The following is a 26,531-nucleotide window of genomic DNA, read 5'->3' as shown; positions in this document are numbered from 1 at the left end:
AAATATACTCAAAGGTATTGCTCGTGAATTTGTTATTTTAACAGCAAGCTGATTGAGAGAAACTAAGTTACATATTAGCACTTCGTACTGTATGAAGTGTCGGTTAATAAGGAAATTAAAGTGAAAAGAAAATTGTTGCCCATAGTGTCTTTGTTGGCACTTTCTTGTGGTGTTCAGGCGAATACACTGGGCGTTTCTCAAGGTCCTCTTACTTTATCTAAAGACGACTTTAGACCCATAACCAAATCATATGCAAATCGTGAAGCTGTGGTCGGGTATGTGGCGTTAGTGGATGTCACAGGAGCACAACTATCCTTGCTATTTGATATCGCAGGAAAGGTATCGACAAGATGGTTCGCCGGAAACTTTGGTTTAACGACTAAAGTGACATGTAACGGTGTGCCTGTCGGTGCAGATGTATCGTAAGAATCGTTCATCAGTGCCCGCAATGCCAAATATTTATGAATTAAGACATGATATGGAGGCTTGCACACAAATAAAAATTGAGGTAGTTAAAAAGGGGCATCTAAGTAAACAGTTTTATACTCGAGTTGAGAATATTGACTTCACCATTGCAGTAGATGGACTGAGAGCGACTTCGGAGAATACGCTATGAACAAATCAATGATAGTGAGCAGCACGATTTTGTTAGTAGCCAGCATGGGGAGTCAAGCAATAGAATATAGTCGAACATTCAATATAGAAGATATGACCAATGACGACGAAAAATATAGTGTGGCGTTTACGCCTGAATTTGATGTTGCGGCGTCGATGATCGTGTTAGATGTAAATGTTGAAGGGAATGCTACGCTTTCATCAAGGCAAGAATCGGTTTGCACTTTGTGGGAAGAAGATATCTGTGTTGGTCCGATAAAACAGCTATGGCACAGTGAGTTTACGCATGAACTCAATTATACGGTTTCGTGTGATGATAAAGTCATATTAAATAAGTTTGCAGATCAGCTTGAATTTACGAATGAAAAGCTAACGAGTACAAAAAGTAAGATCCACATACAAGACGCTTTTATTAATCTGAATGAGCTTACATGTGAAACAGTGTCGTTTGCCATTGAAACCTTACAGGGCAAAGACATTGAACAAATTGCTGGGTCAATCAAGTTTAGCGATAGCACGTCAAAATAAAGTTTTGAACAAGTATAAGCGTAAGAAAACGGTGCATAGGGCCACGAGTGTACATTGACATCTAATAACTAAAATATGACTTTGAGCAGAGGATTTTACTAAAAAAGTATAAAAAAGGGCGAGTTTGCCCTTTTATCACCATTCTTATTGCTTCAACAGATGCTTTTTGTTGACAGTTCAAACTTTGCTCATTAAAATTCGGCCACCCATTTATTCGTTCAAAGCTTAGAATGAAAAGTTGGGTCAGATTTTTTTATTTTTTTCAGCAGTAATTTTAACTAATCAGGAGCTATTTAATGGCAACTATTAACCAGCTAGTGCGTAAGCCACGTCGTAGCAAAGTTACTAAAAGTAACTCAGCCGCGCTTAAAGCTTGTCCGCAAAAGCGTGGTGTATGTACTCGCGTATATACAACTACACCTAAGAAACCAAACTCAGCATTACGTAAAGTAGCGCGTGTACGTTTAACTAACGGTTTCGAAGTTACATCATACATCGGTGGTGAAGGTCACAACCTTCAAGAGCACAGTGTAATCCTAATCCGTGGTGGTCGTGTTAAAGATTTACCAGGTGTGCGTTTCCACACAGTACGTGGTGCACTTGACTGTGCAGGCGTAAACGACCGTAGACAGGCTCGTTCTAAATACGGTGCAAAACGCCCTAAGGGCTAATGGTTCTCCGTTAGTAAGGCCAAGCACTTAAGTTTTAATTTTTAAATAATTTGTTTTGGGGAATCGTTTTAAATAACGAACCTGAAGATACCGGAGATATAAAATGCCTAGAAGACGCGTAATAGGTCAACGTAAAATTCTTCCAGATCCTAAGTTCGGATCGGAACTTCTTGCTAAATTCGTTAACGTAGTAATGTTAGACGGCAAGAAATCTACTGCTGAAAAAATCGTATATGGTGCGTTAAACGTGGCTGCTGAGAAATCAGGTAAGTCGCACCTAGAAATCTTTGAGTCTGCACTTGAAAATGTACGTCCAACGGTAGAGGTTAAATCTCGCCGTGTTGGTGGTTCTACATACCAAGTACCAGTTGAAGTACGTCCAGTTCGTCGTAACGCATTAGGTATGCGTTGGTTAGTTGACGCTGCACGTAAGCGTGGCGAGAAGTCTATGGGCCTTCGTTTGGCTCAAGAAATCGTTGACGCTGCTGATAACAAAGGCACTGCGGTTAAGAAACGTGAAGACGTTCACCGTATGGCTGAAGCGAACAAAGCATTCGCTCATTACCGTTGGTAATCTGCTAAGACCCTTTAAGAGGATAATATGGCACGTACAACTCCTATTGAGCGCTACCGCAACATCGGTATTTGTGCTCACGTAGATGCAGGGAAAACCACCACAACAGAACGAGTTCTGTTCTACACAGGTCTGTCTCATAAGATCGGTGAAGTTCATGATGGTGCTGCAACTATGGACTGGATGGAGCAAGAGCAGGAGCGTGGTATTACCATTACTTCTGCTGCGACCACGTGTTTCTGGAAAGGCATGGAAAGTCAATTTGACGACCATCGTATCAATATTATTGATACTCCAGGACACGTAGACTTCACCATTGAAGTAGAGCGTTCTTTACGCGTACTTGATGGTGCGGTTGTGGTGTTATGTGCTTCATCAGGTGTGCAGCCACAGACAGAGACTGTTTGGCGTCAGGCGAACAAATACGAAGTACCTCGCATGGTATTCGTCAATAAAATGGATCGCACTGGTGCTGACTTTTTAGCTGTCGTGGAGCAGGTTGAAACGCGCCTTGGCGCGACACCTGTGCCTATTCAGTTACCAATTGGTGCTGAAGACGAATTTAAAGGCGTTATTGATCTCATCAAAATGAAAGCCATAAACTGGAATCAAGAAGACCAGGGTATGACGTTTACATATGAAGAGATCCCAGCAGACCTTCAGGATTTAGCCGAAGAATGGCGCGCTCACATGGTTGAGAGTGCTGCTGAGGCCACTGAAGAGCTAATGGACAAATATCTAGAAGACGGTGAGTTGACTGAAGAAGAGATTAAATCTGCACTTCGTCAACGTACATTGGCCAGTGAAATTGTGCCGATGACATGCGGTAGTGCATTCAAGAACAAAGGTGTTCAAGCTGTGCTTGATGCGGTTGTTGAATTCATGCCGTCACCTACAGAGGTTAAAGAAATTCAAGGTGTGTTGGAAGATGAGTCTGAAGATACCCGTGCCGCAGATGATAATGCGCCGTTCTCGGCGTTGGCATTTAAAATTGCCACTGACCCATTTGTTGGTACTTTAACCTTTTTCCGTGTTTACTCTGGTACTATTAAACAGGGTGACGCGGTTTACAACCCAATTAAAGGCAAAAAAGAGCGTTTGGGCCGTATCGTCCAAATGCACGCGAATTCTCGTGAAGAGATCAAAGAAGTACGCGCTGGTGACATCGCGGCGGCTATTGGTCTTAAAGATGTCACTACCGGTGACACAATATGTTCACAAGAAGCTGTTATTACTTTAGAGCGCATGGAATTTCCTGAGCCAGTAATTTCAGTAGCGGTTGAGCCAAGAACAGTGGCTGACCAAGACAAAATGGGTCTCGCGCTAAATAAATTAGCGGCAGAAGATCCATCGTTCCGTGTAGAAACGGATGAAGAATCAGGGCAAACGATCATCTCTGGTATGGGTGAACTTCACCTTGATATCATTGTTGACCGTATGAAACGTGAATTCAACGTACAATGTAACGTTGGTAAACCTCAAGTGGCATACCGAGAGACTATTCGTAACTCAGTAGAAGCGGAAGGTAAATTCGTACGTCAATCTGGTGGTCGCGGTCAATATGGTCACGTTAAGCTCAAGCTTGAACCAATGGATATTTCTGATGATGAAGCACCAATTTACGAATTCGTTAACGAAATCGTAGGTGGCGCAGTACCAAAAGAATATATTCCTGCGGTTGATAAAGGCATTCAAGAACAGATGCGTCAAGGAGTCCTTGCCGGTTATCCGTTATTGGGTGTTAAAGCGACATTATTTGATGGCTCATTTCATGATGTAGACTCAAACGAAATGGCGTTTAAAATTGCCGGATCAATAGGTTTTAAAAACGGGGCGCTTGAAGCGAATCCTGTTATTATGGAACCTGTGATGAAGGTTGAGGTTATCACCCCTGATACAAACATGGGTGATGTAGTAGGTGACTTAAATCGTCGTCGTGGCATAATTGAAGGCATGGAAGAAGCATTTGGTGGCTTAAAGCAGGTTAATGCACAAGTCCCGCTTTCTGAAATGTTTGGTTATGCGACCGATCTTCGCTCCGCTACACAAGGCCGTGCTTCATACTCAATGGAATTTTCCAAGTATGCTGAAGCCGGAAAAAATGTAGCAGAAACAATAATTGCAGCTCGCGCTGTTAAGTAATTTTAGTTCGGTCCGGTCTCTAAGGGCTGGACTTTAATTTCTTTATAGGAATTTTTAAGATGGCAAAAGAAAAGTTTGAACGCGTAAAACCGCACGTAAACGTTGGTACAATCGGCCACGTTGACCACGGTAAAACAACCCTAACTGCAGCAATCACTAACGTACTTGCAAAAGTATACGGTGGTGAAGCAAAAGACTTCGCAGCAATCGATAACGCTCCAGAAGAGCGTGAGCGTGGTATCACAATTTCAACGTCTCACGTTGAGTACGATACACCGACTCGTCACTACGCACACGTAGATTGTCCAGGACACGCGGATTATGTTAAAAACATGATCACTGGTGCTGCACAAATGGACGGCGCAATCCTAGTAGTTGCTGCAACTGACGGCCCTATGCCACAAACACGTGAGCACATCCTACTTTCTCGTCAGGTTGGCGTACCTTACATCATCGTATTCATGAACAAATGTGACATGGTTGATGACGAAGAGCTACTTGAGCTAGTAGAGATGGAAGTTCGTGAACTTCTTTCAGAATACGACTTCCCAGGTGATGACTTACCACTAATCGCAGGTTCAGCGCTTAAGGCGTTAGAAGGCGAGAAGCAGTGGGAAGACAAGATTGTAGAGCTTGCAGAAGCACTAGATTCTTACATTCCAGAGCCAGAGCGTGACATCGATAAGCCATTCATCATGCCTATCGAAGACGTATTCTCAATCCAGGGTCGTGGTACAGTAGTAACTGGCCGTGTTGAAGCTGGTATTGTAAACGTGAACGACGAAGTTGAAATCGTAGGTATGAAAGAAACTACGAAGACAACTTGTACGGGTGTTGAGATGTTCCGTAAGCTTCTAGACGAAGGTCGTGCGGGTGAGAACATTGGTGCACTTCTACGTGGTACTAAGCGTGAAGACGTTGAACGTGGTCAAGTACTAGCGAAGCCTGGTTCAATCACACCACACACGAAGTTCACTTCAGAAGTATACGTACTTTCGAAAGATGAAGGTGGTCGTCATACTCCATTCTTCAAAGGTTACCGTCCACAGTTCTACTTCCGTACAACTGACGTAACAGGTAACGTTGAGTTACCAGAAGGCGTAGAAATGGTAATGCCTGGTGATAACATCAAGATGACTGTAGATCTAATCGTACCAATCGCGATGGACGAAGGTTTACGCTTCGCTATCCGTGAAGGTGGTCGTACAGTTGGTGCTGGTGTTGTTGCAACTATCGTTGAGTAATATCGACTATAGTTAATGCAAACGCATTAATAAGAAACCCAAGTTTAGGCTTGGGTTTTTTTATGTCTGTGATTTTGTTTAACGTGTGTTCAGATGGTTCTTTTAGCGCTTGTAATCACCTCAGGGCGTAACACAGTCTATTTCTGCGTATAGGTCAGGCTGATAGGGTCTTGGTTCTGTAGGCAGCCTGTCAAAGCGCTGAACTCCTCTTTTTAGGGTTAATTGAGGAACTAACTCTTTACATAAATGTCTACTGTGTCTAAGTAAAAATACACTTTGCTGGTTAAATGCTTCGTAGCTATCGGCTAAGATCCGAATTGCAAACTTATTATCGCTATATTGCACTTGCCGATAATGTACTTTATGGTCGAAGTCGTAGAGTTTTTCTATTTCGCCAAATTGGGTCGGTGTATGGTGGCAGCCAGCAAGAGCAAATACTAAGGACAGACTTAGTAGCTTTAGAGAGTGGGAGTAATGGAGTGGCAACATAAATTTCCTTAATCAACTGGCCAACTTTTAGCATAACATATGGAGGTTACGAAGGTGTTTAAACACATAAAAAAATTACTTAATGAGTTCTCAGCACCATCCATAGAAAAGCCCGCTATTGACTTTAACAGTGCGTTAGCAGCTTTAATGGTCGAGGTTATGCGCTCAGATGGCAAAGTGCTCGCGGTAGAACTTAAAAAAATTGAACAGTTATTACGAGAGCGTTGTGAATTAGAGCCTGACCAAATTACAACTTTAATTACAACGGCACAGGAATTAGTCGAGCAAGCAATTGACTTATATATATTTATTAAGCAAGTGAATAATCATACCGATGATGTTGAGCGTATCGAAATCGTGCAGTTACTTTGGTATGTCGCATATGCGGATGGCAATATAGATAGCTATGAGGATCATATCATTCGCAAAATTTCTGGCTTAATGTATGTTACTCATGCTGATTTTATTGCGGCAAAATTAGCCGCAAAACCATAAATTGCTAAATACAATTAGTATTAATGTGCGAGTTCAGACTTACACGATTGCACCACTTCTTTAAGCATAAAATTCACCAAAGTTGGGCTGATCTGGTACATTTTGGCAATGTCTTTTTGTTTCATTTTACCACTTCGATAAAAGCTAACCACATTTTGATGTCGAGTCGACAGTTTATTAATCGTCCTGTTAACTTGTTGAGAGACTTGGCGTTGTAAATAACGCTTTTCAATATTGGAATTATCATCATTGAATTGCTCTGTTTGAACGCACTCAATATCGACCCAGGCTTCCCTAGTTTGTTTCCTTAACATATCAATCGCAATGTTACGTGCCACTTGGTAGGCGTAACTGGTTGAATTTTTCACTTGAAAGTTTTGATTTTCAGACATACCAGAAAGGCGTATGAACGTGTCTTGTAAGGCATCTTCAGCAAGATAAGGGCAGCGTAAAATATTACTTAAGTAGGCGAGTAATTTTGCTTGATTATCAGCGATAACTTGCGACCACTTATTGGCGAACTGCGACACGATACACTCCTTATTAGTACCAAAAATCAAAATGACAGTGATAATGCAAATGATTATCAGTTGTGTATTATTTATAAATTTTTCCCTTTGTCAATGGTCATAGAGATAAAGTTACAAATAGTGAAGCAATTCGTCAGTGTCTATTTGTGCTTTAGATCATCAGGCGTGATGTTCTTAACCATGTCTGGTTAATTTTTTTATTGTTGTAAGGGAAATAATGAAAGTACTTCGAATAATGCTACCGTTGAGCATAATATTACCAGTTACATTTCAGGTGGATGCACAGCACAGTGAACGACATGGTGTTGATATTAATGGTAAAAAAAATGAATGGGTCACGGTGAAGCGTAGCCAATATGGCATGGCACATATTGAAGCCGACAGTTTATATGGGTTGGCTTACGGCAATGCTTATGCACAAGCGCAAGATCATAGTTGTATTTTAGCGGATGGTTACTTACGCGTTCAGGGGCAGCGAGCTGAGTATTTAGGGGCACATAACCAACCGGGAGATAATCGTCATGTTTTATCTGACTTTGGATATAAGATTTTGGATATTCGAGGTAGGACAGAGCAAGCATATGCTTCATTATCCTCAAACACCAAACAATTAGCAGAAGGATTTGCAGCAGGTTATAACGCTTTTTTGAGTGCTGCTGATAAAGGTAAAGAAGTGCTTGGTAGTGAATGTCAAAATGCCTCATGGGTGAAGCCAATAGAGGCTATTGACGTAGTCGCAGGTATCTTGGATTTGGGGGTGCAAAATAGCTCTGTCAGAATGATCCCTGCGTATGTTAAGGCCCACCCGCTTGAAGGCGATGAATGGCGGCCGACACTCGTGAAGCCAACAGAGCTGACTGCTTGGAATATTAACAATTATGGACCACTTGATTTAGAGAGCCCGCTCCAGACACAAGGCTCTAACGGTTGGGCATTGGGTAAGAATAAAACAGAGAATGGCAGGGGGATCGTATTAGCAAACCCTCATTTTCCCTTTAATGGTAACTTTAGGTTTTGGGCTAATCACGCAAAGGTCAAAGGTGAATTAGATGTAATGGGGGCGTCAATTATCGGCTTTCCTGGACCTGTCAATGTTGGGTTTAATCAAAACTTAGCTTGGACACATACCTACTCATCAGCCTCTCATGCAGTTGTGTACCGTTTATCACTAAAACCTGGAGATAGGTTAAGTTATGAGTTGGATGGGCAATGGCAACCCATTAAGCAACAGGATGTGGTGATAAATGTTCAGACGGAGGCGGGCATACAGAAGCTCAGTAAAACGTTGTTTTATACCGATGTGGGTATTATCGTCGAAGATGAACGTCGCTTTCCATGGGATGACGAGTTTGTTTATGTGATAAAAGATACCAACCTAGATAGTTTTGATGCCATTGATCATTGGTTAGCAATGAATAAAGCATCAAATATGCAGGCGTTCAAAAAGACGTTTAGCACATTCGATGGTATGCTATTTAACAATACTTTAGTAGCAGATAATCACGGGGAGACATTTTATGTCGATGATTCTAATGTACCGTTATTATCTGATAAAGCCATTAACTTTCTCAAAACCGATCCAATGAGCTCACAGGTGTTTGCAAGCACCGGGATTGCGTTATTACCAGGCAATAAGAGTGAATTCATTTTTCAAGATGAAATAGCCTTTGCTGATGCACCACAGTTACAACATAGCGATTATGTACAGAACTCTAACAATTCATATTGGTTGACTAACCCTCAACAGCCTTTAGCTGAAAATTCTCCTCTGTACGGCAAATTTTCTACTGAGCAATCTCTGCGTACGAGACATAGTATTCATATGCTGTCAGAGCGTGCAGGTGAAGATAAGAAGTTTAATGTGCATGAAGTTGAACGAGCACTGTTTGATAACAGTACTTTCGCGGCGCATTTTAAAAGTGACATAGCGCAATTATGCACCGCTTTTTCAGCTCAAGACTTAGCTGAAAGTACCGTGAAACAAAGTTCTGTGGATGCGGTATGTCGTGCGGTATCTCTATGGGATGGCAAGTTTAATAGCACGTCAAAAGCGGCGCATTTGATTAATGAATTCGTATATTTATTAGACTTTGAACGTGACTTTAACGTCAAGTTTGATGCTGCCAATCCAGTGGCAACACCTCGAGAATTGGCTGTCAGTGCAGATATGCTGAAGCGATTAGTTATCGCAGCTGATATTGTTCATGAAGCTGGCTATTCGTTGACCGCGATGTGGGGAGAGGTGCAGTACTTACAAAAAGGAACGAAACGGATCAGCTGGCCTGGGCCAACACACAATGTGGGTGGGTTTAACATCTATGCACCAGGTAATCGTATGGATATTACAACATTTGCAAAACCAGTTAAGGCTGCAGTGCTCAACCCATTAACAGAAAAAGAAACGTGGTCTGGATTGAACAAAGAAGGCGTAGAGGTGCACTTTGGTTCAAGTTGGATGATGGTTGTTGGTTTTGATGATAATGGCCCTCAGGCACGTGGTTTATTAACCTTTTCTCAGTCGACGTTAGAAAGCTCTCCGCATTTTGCTGATCAAAGTGTTTTTTATGGTAAACAGCAAAAGTTAGTTGATTTGCCTTACACGAAAGAAGCGTTAGCAAAGCAATTAAAGAGTAAAATTAAGCTAAAAGTTAAAAAAGACTAAAAATCTTTCATTGTCGAGCGTCACAAAGCCAATAGTCGTAAATGAACTTTAGGAAACACGATGAGTTTTGATAATGAAAACGGCACTTTTAAAGTCTTAGTGAACCATGAAGAACAGTATTCACTATGGCCTAGTTACAAAAGTGTCCCTGGTGGTTGGAAAGACGTAGGCATTGAAGGTAGCAAAGAGACTTGCTTGACGTACATTAACGAAAATTGGGTTGATATGCGTCCTGCAAGTTTACGTGCGGCCATGGCTGAATAAATCTCTAAAAGTAGTGATATGACAACTGTATCACAGTGCTATGCGGTACACATATCACTACTATTTAAGCCGCAACCTGTTGTTATTTTAGTAATCAAATCTAGTAAATCCTTTCTAATACACTAGCCAGTTAACTTTCAAGTGGAGTCTAATATGTCGGCCATTACTATCATGGATTATTTAGCTCAGCATGCTGAGCAAACCCCGGATCGCGTTGCACTTATATGTGTCGACCGAAAGCAACGTACTTCTTGGACATATCATGCTTTATACCAACGTAGCTTATGGGTAGCAGGGCATATTCAGGACAAGGCCAATGCCGGGGATAGAGCCTTAATATTGATGGATTCTGGCATTGATTACGTGGCGAGTTTTTTCGCATGCCAATATTTGGGGATCACAGCGATTCCGAGTTTCCCACCTGAATCAACAAAAGAGCAGCATATTGCGCGCACAGTGGGGATTGCTGAAGACTCTCAAGCAGCCTTGGTTTTAACGACCAAACGTTTTGGTGATACGGTACAAACCATGGTGGAGCACACGAGTCAAAGTGTGATGGTTGTGGTTGATGCTTTGGATGAATCGATTCGCACAGCGAAGAAGCATAGGGCCACTGAAAATGAGATTTCTTTTTTGCAATACACATCAGGGTCGACAGCAAAGCCCAAAGGTGTGATGGTCAGCCATAAAAACCTGATTGCAAATGAAATAGCGATTGCAGAGTCACTTGAGACGTCGACAGAAGATGTGTTTGTTAGTTGGTTACCACTATTTCATGATATGGGTCTTATCGGTGGTTTATTACAGCCTTTATTTACTGGCTTTGCATTGGTATTGGCATCTCCCCGTTATTTTATGGAAAAGCCGCTTAGATGGTTAGAGTTGATCAGTGAATACAAAGGAACCATTTCAGGTGGGCCTGATTTTGCTTTTCGCTTATGTATGGAACGGATCAAAGAACAGCACAAAGCGACGTTAGATTTATCGAGCTGGCGTGTGGCATTTTCAGGCGCAGAACCAATTCGCCATGATACGTTGTTAGACTTCGCTGACCATTTTGCAGCGACGGGCTTTAAATCGTGTGCATTATACCCATGTTACGGGTTAGCTGAAGGCACGTTATTGGTTACTGGCAGTAAAGCTAGCAAAGGGGCGCACATAAATGCGTTTTGTAATGAGGCATTAAGCCAAGGCCAAGCGGTTAAGGTAACTGCGCAAGATAGTCGCAATAATAGTGAATATAGCCATCAAGTCAGTTGTGGTAGAACCCCTTCGCAACATGTAATCAGGATCACGTGCCCCAATACATTCACTGAATTGCCTACCGGTCAAATTGGCGAAATTTGGGCTGCTGGACCCAGTATCGCGGTGGGTTATTGGCAGAATAAGCAAGCGACAGCAGACACGTTTGTAGATCGTGATAATCATCGCTGGCTTCGGACAGGTGATGTAGGCTATATCTATAAAGATCAACTCTATATCTCAGGTCGACAAAAAGATTTAATCATTAGTAATGGGCACAATATTTACCCACAAGATATTGAGCGCAGTATTGAAGCCGGTTTAAGCTTTGTACGTAAAGGGCGGGTCTCGGCTTTTCCTGTGCCAAGTGCAGAACTCGGAGAGGGTATTGGTTTAGCCATAGAAACCAGCAATAAGTTTCGGGACGATATGCCCGCTGAGCAGGTGGCGTTGGTCGTGAGAGATTATGTGATTGAGCACTTTGGACAAAGCCCTGAGCTAGTCTTACTGCTTGACCAAGGAGCTTTACCCAAAACGTCCAGTGGTAAATTGCAGCGCAGTGCCTGTTTAAAATTATATGACCTTAAAAAGCTAGCCATATATGGTGACTTTAATCGTGATGCGCTAGGCCAATTACACAGCGTGCAAGAGACTGATAATAGCCATTGGGGTGAGGTGGAAAAAACCTTAGCAGCACTATGGCAATCGGCCCTTAATTATCCGGTACGTCATGACGGAGCCGACTTTTTTGCATTAGGTGGAAGCTCGATTAAAGCGGTGCAATTGTTGGCGAAAGTGGAAGCCGAATTTTCGTGCCATATTGCGCCTACCAGCTTATTTAAAGCACATACCTTTGGTCAATTTTGTGCCTTACTTAAAAGTACATTGGAGCATACTGAGGCGCAGCAAAAAATTGTGTCTCAGCAACTTTCTAGCAGCGAACTCAGTGCTCAGCAATTACGTCAGCTATTTCTGTGGCAATTGCAGCCGCAAAGTAATGCATATCATATTGGTGCTCAAATCGTACTCACTGGTAAGCTCTCACCACAGTGGTTACAGCAAGCGTGTGAACAGGTTTTATTAGAGCATGCAGTATTGCGCCATCGTTATTATAAAAATGAGCAAGGGCAGTGGCGTCAAACGGTCACGGAGCAAAATCTCGATTGGCAGTATGTTGATTTAAGGTCTGAGCAGAATAGTGCAGCACAAGCTGACAGCTGGATAGCGACGTTGAACAGTAAAGCGTTTGCCCTTGAAAAAGGAGAAAACTTCCGTGTTGGACTGGTGCAATGCACAGATGAGAAGTTTATCTGGGTAATGAGCATGCACCACATAGCATCAGATGCGTGGACATTTGATTTATTACTACGTGGGGTAAGTCAGCATTATCAGCGGTTGGCTCAAGGCCAAGCATTAAACATCGAACCGTCAGAAATAGAGTATGGTGATTATGCGCAGTGGCAACAACAGTGGTTGGCGACTGAGCAAGCGCAGCAGCAATTAGCCTATTGGCAGAACGAGCTGAACGTACCTGCTGATGAATTACTTTTTGATCCTCAACACCCAAGAAAAGTAGACATGGTGCCATTGGCTACCTCAACATTACATTTGGATTATCAACAAGTTGCAGGTTTGCAGAAGCTAGCACATCACCACAGTGCCAGTTTATTCATGTTGCTGTTAAGCAGCTTTCAAACGCTATGTTACCGCGTGGCTAATAAAGCAAACCCTCGGATCGCGATCCCAGTGGCCAATAGGCAAAACAGCCAAGTACATGGCTTGGCTGGGTTTTTCATAAATACCCAGTTGATAAATGCAAATATTGATGCAGCTGATAGCTTTAGTGACATATTACTACAGTGTAAAAATCGCACGTTGGCTGCACAAGATAATCAAGATTTCCCGTTTGAGAAATTAGTGGAAATCGTTAACCCAGAGCGCCATGTTGGCCAAACGCCTTTATTCCAAGTGATGTTCAATCATGTTGAACATAATTTGGATATGCTGGATACCTTACCTGATGTGTCGCTTGTCGAGGTAGCACCGCTAAAACATGAAGCGCAGTTTGATTTAAGTATTGATTCGCGCTTATTTAATAATGGTCAATTGGCGCTTGAATTACAGTACAATGAAGCATTGTTCGATGCCTCATTTATTGAGTATTTGCAAACTGCATGGGCGAACTTACTTGCTCAAGTGGTGAAACACCCTGAGCACGCCGTGGGTAACTTGGCACTCCTTAGTGATACAACGCGTATGCTTGCACAAGGTCAAGGTGATGACGTTATAGCGCCGTCTAGTCACTGGCTGGTTCAATTAAGTGAATATGCAAGGCAATATCCACAGCGCACCGCAGTGATTTATAAAGATGAGCAATTTAGCTATGAATGGTTAGAACAAACCTCAAACAGGTTGGCTCATGCTTTACTCGCTGAAAAGTTTGGGGAAAACCCAATTGTGGGTGTGTTGTTAGAGCGTACCCCACTGATGTTGGCCAGTGTTCTAGCCTGTTTAAAAGCCAATATCGCCTACTTACCATTAGATGCCCAATTCCCCGCTGAAAAATTAAACTATATGCTTAAAGATAGCGTATGCAGTGCGGTGATCAGTGACCTTGAGTGCACGGGCATTGCCTTTTCTGGACAATGGCTCGCTCCTGTACAGTTGCTAAATCAGCATTATAAAAAGATTAATATTCCGACGGTATTAAAGCACTCGGCACATATAGCCTACTTAAATTATACCTCAGGTTCGACAGGTCAAGCCAAAGGTGTGGCGATTAGTCATGATGCATTGGCACAATATATCGAATCTGCGAAACAGTTTATCTCGCTCAGTGAGCAAGATGTGGTGCTACAGTTTGCGACCGCGAATTTTGATGCGTTTGTCGAACAAGTGTTTCCGACATGGTCTGCAGGTGGGGCCATTGTATTAAGAGATAACGGGCTATGGGATGCGAAAACACTCTATGCACAGGCGCAGCGTCATAATATCACGGTGATGGATTTAAGTGCGGCTTATTGGCGCAGCATTGCCTCAAGTTGGGCGCATCATCACGAGCATATCGCGCCGCTTTCGCTGCCTAAGCTAAGGCAAGTTCATTCTGGTGGCGAGGCAATGTCTATCACTGCCATTGCTGATTGGCGACGTGCAGGGCTTGGGCATGTGCGCTTATTGAATACGTACGGACCGACTGAAATCGTGGTGGAAGCGGCAATTTATGATTGCCAAGCTAATCCTCCTGTTGATGCGGTTCCTTTAGGTGAACCGTTACACGGGCGTAAATTGTATGTGCTTGACCACAACCTTGAATTAGTTGCCGAAAAGCAGATCGGTGAGTTATATGTTGGTGGTGAGGTCATTGCGCGTGAATATTGGCGTCGAGCTGGACAAACAGCCAGTCAATTCATCGCAGATCCGTTTAGTACTAATGGTGCACGGATGTATGCGACGGGGGACTTAGTGAGCTGGGACAATGGTCAGCTTCAGTATCACGGGCGTCGAGATCATCAAGTCAAAATACGCGGCTTTAGAGTTGAATTAGGTGAAGTTGAGCAGTGTTTAACGCAATTACCAAGTGTTGATGCTGCGGTGGTTGTGACGCAAAGCAGTGAGCATAGTATAGAGCTTATCGCTTATGTTCAGTGCACTGCGCAGACGTTACCCACTGGCGATAGTATTAAACACGCGTTGAGTGAGCAGTTACCGCATTACATGATCCCAAAACACATGGTGGTAATGGCGCAATTGCCAGTGAATGCCAGTGGTAAATTGGAAAGGCACAAGCTACCAGAAGTAAAGCCAGAACAGTCGGTGTCTCCTGTGCAGGTTGTACAGGCAAATAATGACGTTGAGCGTCTAATTAGCCAAATATGGCAGCAGCACTTGAAGCAGACAGAAATTGACCGTCAAGCCAATTTCTTCGACATTGGTGGTCATTCTTTATTGCTTATGGCGGTGCATGAATCATTGCAAGCTCATTACCCGAACGTGCAATTAACCGATTTGTTTACCCACCCCAGTATTGCCACATTGGCAGATCATCTTTCTGGGTCATCAGTAACGGAAAAATCTCAGTCGAAACCATCAGCTAAGCAGCAAAAGAAAGGCATGAATGCATTGGCTGCTCGTCGTAAAAAATCAAGAGAATCATAAGTATGTCAGATATAGAATATAGTGAATTAGATATCGCCATTGTTGGCATGGCGGGGCGTTTTCCTGATGCAAGTAACGTCGAAGAGCTTTGGCAAAATGTCGCGAAGCAACATTGTAGTATCACACAATATAGTGATGAACAACTGCATAGCGCTGGGGTAGACAGTGACACGTTAGCGGACCCTGATTATGTGAAAGCAGGTGTCTCGTTCAGCGGTGTTAGAGCGTTTGATGCTGGCTTTTTTGGCTATAGCCCCAAGGAGGTTGAGCAACTTGACCCTCAACAACGTATTTTTTTACAGACGTGTTGGCATGCATTAGAAGATGCGGGTATTACGCCAAGCGCTGATAATTTAACCGGCGTCTTTGCGGGGTGTGGCGTACCGAGCTACTTATTGCAAAACCTGTTATCAAACAACACGCAGAATGATATAACGAGTTTACTTGCTTTAACAAACGGTAATGATAAAGACTCCTTATCAACGCGGGTAAGCTATGAGCTTAATCTTAAAGGCCCGTCTGTCACCGTACAAACGGCCTGTTCTACCTCGCTGGTCGCCGTTCATATGGCATGTCGTTCACTGCAAAACTTTGAAAGCGATGCAGCACTTGCTGGCGGTGTATGGCTAAATTTGGCATCCGAGCAGGGGTATCATGCACCCGCTGGAGGGAGTTTATCTCCTACCGGTCGGCTAAGTGCTTTTTCAGAGAATGCCGATGGTATTTTAATTGGTAGCGGCAGTGCTGCCGTGGTATTGAAGCGTGTTGAAGATGCACGCAATGCTGGCGATACCATTTTGGCCGTGATCCGAGGTTCCGCGGTTAATAACGACGGCAAAGACAAAATAGGTTACACAGCACCCAGTGTAACAGGGCAAGCTAATGCTGTGAGTGCAGCGCTTGAATTTGCTGATGTGGAGCCAAGTTCAATTGGCTATATCGAAACGCATGGCACAGGCACTAAACTCGGTGATCCCATCGAAATTGCCGCGCTCAGCCAAGCCTATCAATCGGATAAAACACAGTATTGTGCCATTGGCTCGATTAAAGCCAATATTGGGCATTTAGACTCAGCTGCGGGTGTCACCGGTTTGATCAAAGCCGTTCAAGCTTTGCGATATAAGCAATTACCCCCGAGCATTCATGCCAAGCCGCTCAATCCCGCTATTGATTTTGCTGCTAGTCCGTTTTATGTCAATGACACATTAAAAGCATGGGAAAGTGATACCCCTCGTAGGGCGGCTGTTAGTTCGTTAGGGATGGGTGGTACCAATGCACATGTTATTTTAGAGGAATATGTCTCGCAGGAGCAACCGGCACAAGCAGAATCAACCCGCCGAGCGCCTTGGTACATCTTGCCTGTGAGTGGAGCAACTAAAAGTGGGCTCAATGATCAGGTTGCTGCACTGCAGAATATGCTGGTTGCACAGCCACACAACCTTCCAGCAGCTGCCGCGCAATTACAGCAAAAGCGCGCCGCACTGGCCTACAGAAAAGCGTTTGTGGTTAAAGACCACGAGCAAGCCGTCGCGATGCTAAGCCGTGACGTTGTAGCAATGAAAACGACAGATATGCGTATTGGTTTACTGTTCTCGGGACAGGGTTCTCAGTATGTGACAATGGCTCAGCCATTGCTCAAACATAACGCGTATTTTAAATCTGTGTTTAACGAAACATTGAATCATTTTTCTGAGCAATTACAACAGCAACTGACTATGGTATTTGCACCTGAAGATGATCAAGTTCTGATAGCGAACCAACTTCTGAACCAAACGCGCGTGACACAGCCAGCATTATTTATTGTGGGTTATGCGATGGCGCGCACATATCAGGCATTAGGTGTAACTATCACTGGCATGTTGGGACATAGCATCGGTGAGTATGTCGCGGCATGTTTGGCAAATGTGATGTCATTAGAAACGGCGGTTACTTTGGTGACGGCCAGAGGAGAAGCGCTTCAAGGAATGGCACCTGGTACGATGTTGTCTGTTGTGACTGATAAGCAAACTATTGCCCCTTACTTAACTGCTGAGCTGGATATTGCCGCGTTAAATAGTCCGACGAATACCGTGGTTGCTGGGACAAAAGAGGCAATAAAAGCATTACAAACACAATTAAAAGCCGAACAGATAAGTTGTACACGACTCCATGTATCTCATGCATTTCATAGCCATTTAACAGAGGCGGTGTTACCGGAGTTTAAAGCTTCTTTAGAGGCGGCCGATTTAAGCGCACCGGATATTGCGTTTGTGAGCAATGTCACCGGACAGCTGATCACAGATGATCAAGCAACATCGGTACAATATTGGTTAGATCACATTCGTCAGCCAGTAAAATTTGCTGAAGGGGTACAGACGTTATCTGAACGTTGTGATGTGCTCATTGAAGCGGGGCCTGGTGATACGCTGCAGAAATTGGTGCAGCAGGTGGGTATAACGAAAGAGCTGACAGTTTTAAATTCTATTGCCCATGTGCGCGATATGAAAGACGTCATCGCGCCTTTTGCTAAAACGGCTGCAACGCTATGGCAATTAGGGTTAAATATTGATTGGCAATATGTTGGAGAGTTGACTCCGAGTGCATCTAAAGTCTTGCCTGAATACCAGTTTAGTCAGCAAGAATATTGGGTTGAGGTTAATCAAGAGCGAACTGTATCAGCGACACGCGACGCTGAGTCATCCAGTTCACAGCCGCAATTATTGCAACCTATTTGGCAGCAACAACCGTTGCATACTAAACGTCAAGATGTGAGCGCAGAGCACTTTATATTATTGGCTTCAGACTCACAAGTATGCAGCGCATTGAGTACCGCACTTATTGAACGGGGCGCACACTTAACTACGTTATGGGCAGCACAAAGCGAGAGTGCTGAGTTTACGGTTCAAGAAAATGGCCACATTAATTTTGATCACACCAACCCCACTCATTGGGAAAAGCTACATGCTTATTTAGCGGATGATAAACAGGTAACACATTTTGTTGATACGCGCTTTATTGAGCCGGCACAATCGAGTGATGTCATTGGTTATGAAGCATTATTGCCACTGGTACAGCATTTAATAGCCACCTTTAATGTGCGCTTAAGTGTGTTAGCGACCCAGTTATTTTCGGTATTAGATGATGAAAGTTTGTCGCCAGAAAAGGCCACGCTTTTGGGCCTCACCCGTGGATTGTCGCTAGAGCATAATACGCTCACACGGGTGATTGAATTTAAAGATGCAGATATTGCCTTCAATGAAGATGTATTGACTAAATTGGTGGCTGATTTAGTGGCCGATAAGCCAGAACATAATGAAATAGCTTATCGCGGTAAGCAACGTTTTGTGCTTAGTCAGCAAGCCATTCCTGCGAGTGCTGATACACCGATTGAGTCGGGTGTCACGTTAATTACCGGTGGTTTGGGTGGCGTAGGGTTACATCTGGCTAAATACCTAGGTGAACAAGGTCACAAACTTATTTTGCAAACTCGTGGTCAGTTTGCACCTGAGTCTCAGTGGCAAGCATTACAGCAAGCCAGTGAGACTGATGACAAGTTACGTAAGCAGCTAACCGCCTTATTATCACTGCGGGCACAGAATATTGATGTCATGGTGATCACTGCTGACGTACTTGATGCCGTGCAGCTCGGGCAGTCGGTAACGTCAGCTGAGCAGCAACTGGGTACTATCACGCATGTTGTACATAGTGCAGGGCTGCCAGGTGGTGGGTTTATTGCTGGGATGACAATGGAGCATGCTAGCGTGACCTTATCGAGCAAAATTCAAGGCACACAGAACGTATTAAAGGTATTTAAAGGGCATGCATTACAGCAGTTTGCTGTGTGTTCTTCTTTGGCTTCTGTATTAGGCGCATATGGACAAAGTGATTATTGTGCGGCCAATGTGTATCTAGATACATTGGCTCAACAACCGCATAATTTCCCTGTTGTTAGTATTAACTGGGATGCGTGGGCTCAAACCGGTATGGCTGCTAAGTTTGACTTGCCTGAGGGGTTAGGGCTACAAGGTGATATTGGTGCTGCTATGTTGGCTGATATTTTTGCTTGTGGTCAGTCGCAAGTGTATGCCGCAAGCATGAGTTGGTCACAACTAGTACGGGTAACACGTGAGGCGGAGCAGTCGATTTTAAACGCGAAAGCTAAGCCAGCGGGACATGGCCGCCCAGATTTAGACACTGAATATGAAGCACCAGAGAGCGAACTTGAACATAAGCTGGTGGCTGTTTGGCGCGAGTTTCTTGGCTTTGATGAAATAGGAGTCTTTGATAGCTTATTTGCCTTGGGCGGGGACTCATTGATAGCCATTCAAATGTTGGCGAAGGTAAAGCAGCAGTTCTCTATTGAATTAGAGCCTGCGGAGTTTTTTGAAGATCCGAGCATTGATAACTTGGCTTATATTATTGAAGGTAAGCTCATAGAACAGCTTTCATCATAGCAAAAATGCAAGCCCACACCTGAGCAGGTTTGGGCTTTTTTATGGCAATTGATCAGAGGTTAAAATGAAAAAACAGCGGCCCATGAACTTGGCGATACAGACAATGGCTTTGCCTATTACAGCCTATGCGTCCATCCTCCACCGTGTCAGTGCTGTGGTGATGTGGGTGGGGTTTGCCTTTTACTTACCCACCTTATGGTATTCACTGCAGTCACCAGAAAATTTTGCTTTATTGCATGCATTACGTGATGAAAGCATTATTATTCAACTGTTTTTATGGGCGTTTTTAACCGCCATGGGATATTACTTATGCGGCGGGGTTAAGCATTTAATCCAAGAAGCTGGACACTGTGAAAGTCTTGAAGGCGGTGCGAAAATATCTTGGGCGTGTATTGCGGCAGGTGTATTACTGAGCGTGTTATCAGGAGTGTGGATATGGCTATGATAAATCTATCAGGAACACAACAATGGATTTTACAGCGTATTTGTAACGTGATCATTATCTTGTTTGTGGCAGCGATGATCGGGTATTTGGTGTTGTGTGGACCGATATCATTTGCAATGTGGTCAACACTGCACAGTGCGTTGTGGTTTAAAATATTGGCAACATTAGTGCTTACTGCAACAGTCGCAAATGGTATTTTGGCTGCTTGGCAAATCGCAGGAGACTATATTAAAGGCCGTTTAAATTCGGTGTTTAATATCATACTGGTTGCACTAAACCTCGGCTTATGGGGCTTTGGTTTAGGGTTACTTTGGGCCGTATGAGGGGCTGCTTCGGTGTAATTTAATCAGCTGCATAGGCGTAATATTAAAGTGTTTTTTAAAGGCGGTAATGAAGTTGCCCACATGGGTATATTTCGCTAAATATGCAGCTTCTCCTATGGTTAACCCCTCTATTAACAGTGCTTTTCTTGCCTTTTCTAAACGTTTTATTTTGACATATTGCTTTAATGTGGTGTTAAAGCTGCGTTTAAAATTACGCTGCAGCGTGCTAATACTGACCCCTAGCTGCTCTGCAATATCAATAAGGGTAAAATCTTGCTCTAATAGCAGCAGTAGTGCTGCCAGTTTACTTTCACTGGCTTGAATCGGCGAATGGGCGTAGTTCGCTTGAGTTAGTGTAGATTCGGGGTGATAAAATTGACTTATGACCTCATGCAAGAATTGCAACGCATGATGTTCCAATAGCAGCGGAGCTAGCAAGTGTGCTTCACTCTCTTGATTGGCAAGTACTTTGACCTGTTGAAGTAGGGTGGGGGTCAGTGGCGTAATATAGACATTTTGAGAATGAAACAATTGTTTGTCTATTTGCTTACACGCTTGTTCACTTGAGACTTTTTGTAACAACCAACTACGTTCACAGCTTAATGTGACCTTTTCTACATGCTGATCTTTTTGCATAAAGCGGGTAAATATATCTTGTTTGTTCAGTACATTAATAAAGGCAACAGCTCCCTTATCGGCACTAAATTGATAGCGTTTTTGCGCCACTCTAAATGACACGGTGCCCGCTAATAGCACCGTGACATGAAATCCCGCAGGTAAGATGGCACTGCTGCTGGTATGACTGTTTTCGATGATATCTGCGCGGTGTAAGTACAGTCCTTTTTGTAATTCTATAAAGCTTAAGTCACCTTTTGCCAAGTGTGTTTGCGCAGCTGAGGTGTGCTGGCGAGACTCTAAGCCAATTTTTTGCAGTGCATAAGAAAGATCATCAACATAAATAGGCGTTGTCATAACCTGTACATCCTTGACGTTTTTGCAAATAAATTAGGCGATTTTGCAAAATAGAAGCACAAATATCAACCCATAAACTCTGTACAATATTGATATTGGTTCTTATTTACATTTAAAAAGGTGTTGTATGTTGGTTTTAACTGCTCAGCAAGTGAGTTTTCGTCGTACTGGTTTAGCATTGGCTGTGGCTGGGGTGTGTGCCGCCCCGAGCGCATTGGCTGCGGCTGATGACATAGAGAAAATTTCAGTGTGGAGCACGCAAGTTAAAACGTCAGCTCTGTACTTACAAGAGCAAGATATTGCAAATAAGCAAGCTGACCACATTTCCGATTTATTGCGCAGTATCCCTGGTATTGATGTAGGGGGTGCGCACTCTTTAAATCAGCGTATTACCATTCGCAGCATGGATGATAAGGACCTGAAAATATCAATAGATGGCGCAGCGCAAAACTCTTATATGTATCACCATATGGGTAACTTACAGATCCATGCAGATATTTTAAAATCAGTAGATATTGAAACCGGCACGAACTCGGTGATCAATGGTGGGTTGGGCGGGGCTGTGCGCTTTGAAACCAAACAGGCTGCCGATCTATTGACTGATGGAACATCTATGGGTGGCCGTGTATCGGTCGGAGTTGCTGACAATGCGGGGCATCGTTTCTCATTCACCGGTTATGGCGAGCTAAACGAGCAATTGGACTTTTTAGCGTATTACAACCAAGTGAACAGTGATAATTATGAAGTCGGTGGCGGTAAGATTAAAGATCAAACGGGTCAACAAGTCGCGGGGACTGATGGCACCGTACGGGGCTTGGAAGGAAAGGTCCATGATACCTTGGTCAAAATTGGCTGGAATATTAATGCGCAGCAACGTTTGGCACTAAGCTACGAAGCCTATCAAGATAAAGGGAATTATAGTTACCGACCTGATATGGGGCTAGCAACTGACTTAGTGTTTGAGAAAGGGCTGGGCACACCTCTTTTGTGGCCGACTGAGTTTACCCGTGACACGCTGACTTTAAGTTATGACTTAGGCTGGGGCCGAGATTCTGTATTAAAGGCAAGTATATTTAGCAATACCAGTGAGCTGTACCGCGATGAAGCTGGTTGGGCATTATCACCGAATCCGCGCTTTAGTGGTCATGCTGGCCAAGTTACGGGAGAGGCGAAAAACAGTGGCCTTAATATGTTAGCCGAAACGCCGTTTAACGCTTTATTTTCGGATGAAAACCACATTATTACTTATGGCTTAGATTATCTTAAACACGATACTGATTTTCATAAGGTCAGCATGGATAGCTCGGTCGCTGTGTCACAAGAAAGTGCCAAGAATATCGCGGTATTTGTGCAAGATCGCATTGAATTTGAGAATGGCTTGGTAATGATCGCGGGTGTTCGCCACGACAGTTATGAGCTAGACGCGAAAGTCGTGAGTAATGATTACTCAGAGCTATCACTGTCCCTTGCCGCTGAATATCAGATCACTGATAACTTTCTGGTCAAATTCAGTAGCACAGAGTTGTTTAAAGGACCTGAGATTGGTGAGGTTTTTGCGGGGGCGGGTCTTAGAGACAGTGAAAATAGTGCGATTGAAGCTGAAACTGGGCTCAATACCGAGCTTGCCGTGGCGTATCAACATCACATTGGGCAATCCATGACGTGGTCTGCAGGTGTTACTGCGTTTTCAACACAGATTGATAATTATATTTTTGACAGTGCGATGAAGCCTAATCCAAAGCATCGCTGGGACCAGTGGAAAGACAATATCGGTGATATGCGTATTGAGGGATTTGAAGCGTATTCACAGTTCACGCATAACGCTTTGTCGGTGCAATTGACGTATGCGCAATCAAGCAGTGACTTGTCTGCTTTTAGTCAATATTCACAATTAGATGGAGCGCGGTTAGAGCGTGAGCAAGGAGATACCATCACCACGAAAGTGGCATATCAGTTAACAGATTATGATCTTGATATTGCATGGGAGGCCATGCTGGTTGATGGGGTTGCTGGTGGGCACTTTTTAGGGGGGGCCAGCATTAATAATGAAAAATACAGCTACGCAGTACATAACCTCGCAGCACATTGGTCTCCTGCAGCGATCCCAGAGGTTAATATACGGTTGGGAATTGATAATCTATTCGATGAGTTTTATGCCTCACAATCTTCAAAAAATGGTGTAACAGGCCATCCATTAGCGGGCGAAAACGGATTATTTATGATGGACTATGAGCCGGGTCGCAATATTAAGGCCAGTATTGCCTATCAATTTTAGCAATTATTAAAAATCTAATGTGTTTCCTACCAAAGCCCATACCTTTGTCGCCCGTTGCAATGTATGGGCTTTATCAATTTACTTCACCTTTGAAATAGAAAGAGGCAGGGCTATCGCAGCGATAATTTAATTAATATCGCTGTTATAGTTTTTTATTATTGCTTTTTGGTTAATTGTGAGGGGTTGGTTTAGGTGTTTTTGAGTATATTGATATCTCTTTCTTTGCTAGTTTAAAGGGTCAATTTCTGGCCATTTAAAAGTTGGATTGCATTGTTATCTATTGAATATTAATAATAAATTTACTTTCTGTGTCGTTAAATATTTCTTTATTATGTTCGTCTGTTGGTCGGCTAACTATAATTTAGGATGGAATAATGAATAAACTGGCATTTTGTATGGTTCCAGTTGCCTTAGCAGTATCGGCAGCTGTTTCAGCGGATGAAAAAGAACAAATTACATCGATAGAGAATATTGTTGTTTATGGTGAGAAAGCGGGTCGCTCATTAAAAGATACTACGACTTCTGTTGCAGTAATTACGAGTGAAGAGCTTGCTAATGGACAATCAGATTCATATGTCGATATTTTAGCGGATATTGCAAATGTTGTTTTTTCAGATAGTTTACCAAGTATTCGGGGTGTAAAAGGGGAAGGAATTGCCATTGGCTCTTACTCTTTCACGTCAGGTGCTAAAGCGCGTGTCGCGGTTTTAACCGATGGTGTTGCTGAACCATTCGTGGCAACCTTAACGGGTGATCTTGGTTTGTGGGATGTAAAGCAAATTGAAGTGTTACGTGGACCACAATCTTCCAATAGTGGCCGTAACAGTATGGGAGGAAGTATTTATGTCACTACAAATACCCCTTCCATGGATAGATTAGAAGCATCTGTGAGAGCGGGCTATGCGAATAAAATGCAAAGCAAAGAGCTTTCAGCTATGGTGTCTGCGCCTATTATAGAAAATGAATTGGCGTATCGTTTTACCGTACAAAATGTTGATAGAGAGCACCACTCTCACTTTCAGCTAGCTGAAGGGGATTCATATTCTTTCGACCCTAAGCCAATTGAGCTGACACGGATCAATGCGAAATTACAATGGACGCCATCACAAGTTGATGGGCTTGATATGCTTTTGAGTTATGTTGATTCGCAAGAAGAAGGATTCCGCTATTGGGGTTTAGGCGGACCAGACCTTTCTAAACGTATTATTTCATCACCGAGAAACACCGATACGTCATATGCACGTGATAAAGAAGTAAATAGTGAACATACTTATTTAAAAACATCTTATGAGATAAGTGACAATTTTGACATTGAATTATTGGTGTCAGATGTTGATTATAGCTATGAGTTTCATCAATACCCACTTGTCTGGCATGTACGTATGGATGATGAAAGCCAAACTGTAGATGGTAAATTTAGCTTTGCTTTTGATGATGGCTTAAGTGGGCACTTTGGTGTGTATAGATATGATCGTGAACAAGCTTTCTTCAATAAGGGTATCTACGAAGGGGATGATGAGTCTTCATCAGATGCTATTTATGGTGAAGTAACGGTGAGTGTTTCTGAACAAGGCCAAGTTATTGCAGGTGGGCGAATTGAAAAAGAGAAGCAACATCGTGAATTTAGAGCAGCATCCGGTGCATCATTTATCATTGCCAATGATGAGACGCTTTATTTACCAAAAATCGCTTATTTACATACTGTTGATGAAGAGCTAACGCTTGGTCTTAGCTTCCGCAAAGGGTATAACTCAGGTGGTGGAGACTTTAATTGGGCTTCTGCTTCAGTTTATAGTTATGAGCCTGAATACGTTAATACGTATGAGTTCAGTGTGCGCAAATCATGGGATGATGTATTAAATCTTGCAGCAAATGTTTTCTATAACGATTATTCGGGTTATCAAGTTTTCGCAACGGGTGACTCAGGTCAGCAGTGGGATACAGTTATCCACAATGTTGAAGATGTAAAAAGTTATGGATTTGAAGCAGAGTTAACCTATGCTGTGACCGATTCATTGACATTATCAGGTAGCTTTGGTTCATTAGAGACCAGTATTGAAAAAGCCAATAGCAATAATCAACATTTGTTAAGTCAAGAGTTACCGATGGCACCAAGCGCGACAGCAAGTATTGGGGCTGATTATTGGTTGACAGATAATGTTCAATTTAGTTTGAATACTCGCTATACAAGTGCTTATCAAAGCAAGATCCTACGAAAGCATGTTGCAGAAGCACAAATTAGTCAGTCAGATTTATATCAAACGGATAGTTACACTGAAACACGTTTTTCAGTCGCTTATATTGCGGATAATTGGCGAGCAGATGCGTATGTTAATAACGCATTTGATCAAGACAATGAAACCGCAATGGATCGTTCGCCTATGACTGGTGAGATTGTAACAGGTCAATTAACAGAGCCACGTACAGTTGGTTTTTCTGTAACATATAATCTGTAATTCTCTATAATTAATG

Annotated in this window: 18 protein-coding genes; 15 read left to right on the top strand and 3 right to left on the bottom strand. The window is 43.1% G+C overall.

The genetic code is table 11. The features are described from left to right. Nucleotides 1–120: 120 nt before the first annotated feature. The 6 genes from PCIT_RS16590 (at nt 121) to tuf (ending at nt 5,774) form a co-directional block, all read left to right on the top strand. Entirely contained in the window at nt 121–426 is a 306-nt protein-coding gene (locus PCIT_RS16590; RefSeq protein ID WP_010367650.1) for a hypothetical protein, read from the top strand. 186 nt (nt 427–612) lie between these two features. Continuing rightward, nucleotides 613–1,143 carry a hypothetical protein gene (locus PCIT_RS16585; protein WP_010367655.1) on the top strand — a complete coding sequence of 177 codons (531 nt, stop codon included), beginning with the start codon at nt 613–615 and terminating at the stop codon, nt 1,141–1,143. A gap of 296 nt (nt 1,144–1,439) precedes the next feature. Further along, the gene (gene rpsL, locus PCIT_RS16580; protein ID WP_010367657.1) at nt 1,440–1,814 is read left to right on the top strand and encodes a 30S ribosomal protein S12; all 375 of its coding nucleotides are present in this window, start codon (nt 1,440–1,442) and stop codon (nt 1,812–1,814) included. Nucleotides 1,815–1,917: 103 nt separating this feature from the next. Continuing rightward, on the top strand, nt 1,918–2,388 hold the full coding sequence (gene rpsG, locus PCIT_RS16575; protein ID WP_010367661.1) for a 30S ribosomal protein S7: 471 nt from the start codon (nt 1,918–1,920) through the stop codon (nt 2,386–2,388). 27 nt (nt 2,389–2,415) lie between these two features. Then, nucleotides 2,416–4,530: an elongation factor G gene (gene fusA, locus PCIT_RS16570; RefSeq protein WP_010367662.1), complete on the top strand. Its 2,115-nt coding sequence runs from the start codon at nt 2,416–2,418 to the stop codon at nt 4,528–4,530. 59 nt (nt 4,531–4,589) lie between these two features. Beyond that, nucleotides 4,590–5,774, top strand: coding sequence for an elongation factor Tu (tuf, locus tag PCIT_RS16565; protein WP_192992820.1), 1,185 nt, complete (start codon nt 4,590–4,592; stop codon nt 5,772–5,774). A gap of 120 nt (nt 5,775–5,894) precedes the next feature. Here tuf and PCIT_RS16560 read toward each other — a convergent pair whose 3' ends face one another. After that, nucleotides 5,895–6,263 (bottom strand): hypothetical protein, encoded by a 369-nt coding sequence (locus PCIT_RS16560; protein WP_010365493.1) that lies wholly within the window; start codon nt 6,261–6,263, stop codon nt 5,895–5,897. Nucleotides 6,264–6,317: 54 nt separating this feature from the next. Here PCIT_RS16560 and PCIT_RS16555 point away from each other — a divergent pair, with 54 nt between their 5' ends. Continuing rightward, complete coding sequence (locus PCIT_RS16555; protein WP_010365491.1) at nt 6,318–6,758, top strand: tellurite resistance TerB family protein; 441 nt, start codon at nt 6,318–6,320, stop codon at nt 6,756–6,758. 20 nt (nt 6,759–6,778) lie between these two features. On the opposite strand, the gene PCIT_RS16550 is transcribed toward PCIT_RS16555, so the two are convergent. Continuing rightward, nucleotides 6,779–7,288: an RNA polymerase sigma factor gene (locus tag PCIT_RS16550; RefSeq protein WP_010365489.1), complete on the bottom strand. Its 510-nt coding sequence runs from the start codon at nt 7,286–7,288 to the stop codon at nt 6,779–6,781. Between the two features lie 217 nt (nt 7,289–7,505). Here PCIT_RS16550 and PCIT_RS16545 point away from each other — a divergent pair, with 217 nt between their 5' ends. From PCIT_RS16545 to sdhD, 6 genes are all read left to right on the top strand, one after another. Beyond that, nucleotides 7,506–9,950: a penicillin acylase family protein gene (locus PCIT_RS16545; protein ID WP_010365487.1), complete on the top strand. Its 2,445-nt coding sequence runs from the start codon at nt 7,506–7,508 to the stop codon at nt 9,948–9,950. Between the two features lie 60 nt (nt 9,951–10,010). Further along, nucleotides 10,011–10,214 (top strand): MbtH family protein, encoded by a 204-nt coding sequence (locus PCIT_RS16540; RefSeq protein ID WP_010365485.1) that lies wholly within the window; start codon nt 10,011–10,013, stop codon nt 10,212–10,214. Between the two features lie 153 nt (nt 10,215–10,367). Continuing rightward, nucleotides 10,368–15,611, top strand: coding sequence for a non-ribosomal peptide synthetase (locus PCIT_RS16535; RefSeq protein ID WP_010365483.1), 5,244 nt, complete (start codon nt 10,368–10,370; stop codon nt 15,609–15,611). A 2-nt stretch (nt 15,612–15,613) separates the two neighbouring features. Then, nucleotides 15,614–20,044 carry a type I polyketide synthase gene (locus PCIT_RS16530; RefSeq protein WP_010365481.1) on the top strand — a complete coding sequence of 1,477 codons (4,431 nt, stop codon included), beginning with the start codon at nt 15,614–15,616 and terminating at the stop codon, nt 20,042–20,044. A gap of 64 nt (nt 20,045–20,108) precedes the next feature. After that, nucleotides 20,109–20,489: a succinate dehydrogenase, cytochrome b556 subunit gene (gene sdhC / locus PCIT_RS16525; protein WP_010365479.1), complete on the top strand. Its 381-nt coding sequence runs from the start codon at nt 20,109–20,111 to the stop codon at nt 20,487–20,489. Next, nucleotides 20,480–20,812, top strand: a complete 333-nt coding sequence (gene sdhD / locus PCIT_RS16520; protein WP_010365477.1) for a succinate dehydrogenase, hydrophobic membrane anchor protein — start codon at nt 20,480–20,482, stop codon at nt 20,810–20,812. Before sdhC ends, sdhD begins: the two co-directional genes overlap by 10 nt. Here the strand turns inward: sdhD and PCIT_RS16515 are convergent. After that, nucleotides 20,795–21,784, bottom strand: a complete 990-nt coding sequence (locus PCIT_RS16515; RefSeq protein ID WP_010365474.1) for an AraC family transcriptional regulator — start codon at nt 21,782–21,784, stop codon at nt 20,795–20,797. The genes sdhD and PCIT_RS16515 overlap by 18 nt on opposite strands. A gap of 127 nt (nt 21,785–21,911) precedes the next feature. On the opposite strand from PCIT_RS16515, the gene PCIT_RS16510 reads away from it, so the two are divergent. Together PCIT_RS16510 and PCIT_RS16505 are read left to right on the top strand one after the other, a co-directional pair. Beyond that, nucleotides 21,912–24,059, top strand: a complete 2,148-nt coding sequence (locus PCIT_RS16510) for a TonB-dependent receptor domain-containing protein (protein WP_010365473.1) — start codon at nt 21,912–21,914, stop codon at nt 24,057–24,059. 374 nt (nt 24,060–24,433) lie between these two features. Then, nucleotides 24,434–26,515 (top strand): TonB-dependent receptor, encoded by a 2,082-nt coding sequence (locus PCIT_RS16505; RefSeq protein ID WP_010365471.1) that lies wholly within the window; start codon nt 24,434–24,436, stop codon nt 26,513–26,515. Nucleotides 26,516–26,531 lie beyond the last annotated feature (16 nt).

It is taken from the genome of Pseudoalteromonas citrea (genome assembly GCF_000238375.3).
Lineage (GTDB): Bacteria > Pseudomonadota > Gammaproteobacteria > Enterobacterales > Alteromonadaceae > Pseudoalteromonas > Pseudoalteromonas citrea.
Note: the sequence above shows the minus strand (reverse complement) of the source record. Positions and strands in the feature narration are given on the sequence as shown.

Coding starts and splice junctions, on each gene's coding strand:
- PCIT_RS16585 (WP_010367655.1), top strand. CDS start 613: ATGAACAAATCAATGATAGTGAGCAGCACGATTTTGTTAGTAGCCAGC.
- rpsL (WP_010367657.1), top strand. CDS start 1,440: ATGGCAACTATTAACCAGCTAGTGCGTAAGCCACGTCGTAGCAAAGTT.
- rpsG (WP_010367661.1), top strand. CDS start 1,918: ATGCCTAGAAGACGCGTAATAGGTCAACGTAAAATTCTTCCAGATCCT.
- fusA (WP_010367662.1), top strand. CDS start 2,416: ATGGCACGTACAACTCCTATTGAGCGCTACCGCAACATCGGTATTTGT.
- tuf (WP_192992820.1), top strand. CDS start 4,590: ATGGCAAAAGAAAAGTTTGAACGCGTAAAACCGCACGTAAACGTTGGT.
- PCIT_RS16560 (WP_010365493.1), bottom strand. CDS start 6,263: ATGTTGCCACTCCATTACTCCCACTCTCTAAAGCTACTAAGTCTGTCC.
- PCIT_RS16545 (WP_010365487.1), top strand. CDS start 7,506: ATGAAAGTACTTCGAATAATGCTACCGTTGAGCATAATATTACCAGTT.
- PCIT_RS16540 (WP_010365485.1), top strand. CDS start 10,011: ATGAGTTTTGATAATGAAAACGGCACTTTTAAAGTCTTAGTGAACCAT.
- PCIT_RS16535 (WP_010365483.1), top strand. CDS start 10,368: ATGTCGGCCATTACTATCATGGATTATTTAGCTCAGCATGCTGAGCAA.
- PCIT_RS16530 (WP_010365481.1), top strand. CDS start 15,614: ATGTCAGATATAGAATATAGTGAATTAGATATCGCCATTGTTGGCATG.
- sdhC (WP_010365479.1), top strand. CDS start 20,109: ATGAAAAAACAGCGGCCCATGAACTTGGCGATACAGACAATGGCTTTG.
- sdhD (WP_010365477.1), top strand. CDS start 20,480: ATGGCTATGATAAATCTATCAGGAACACAACAATGGATTTTACAGCGT.
- PCIT_RS16515 (WP_010365474.1), bottom strand. CDS start 21,784: ATGACAACGCCTATTTATGTTGATGATCTTTCTTATGCACTGCAAAAA.
- PCIT_RS16510 (WP_010365473.1), top strand. CDS start 21,912: ATGTTGGTTTTAACTGCTCAGCAAGTGAGTTTTCGTCGTACTGGTTTA.
- PCIT_RS16505 (WP_010365471.1), top strand. CDS start 24,434: ATGAATAAACTGGCATTTTGTATGGTTCCAGTTGCCTTAGCAGTATCG.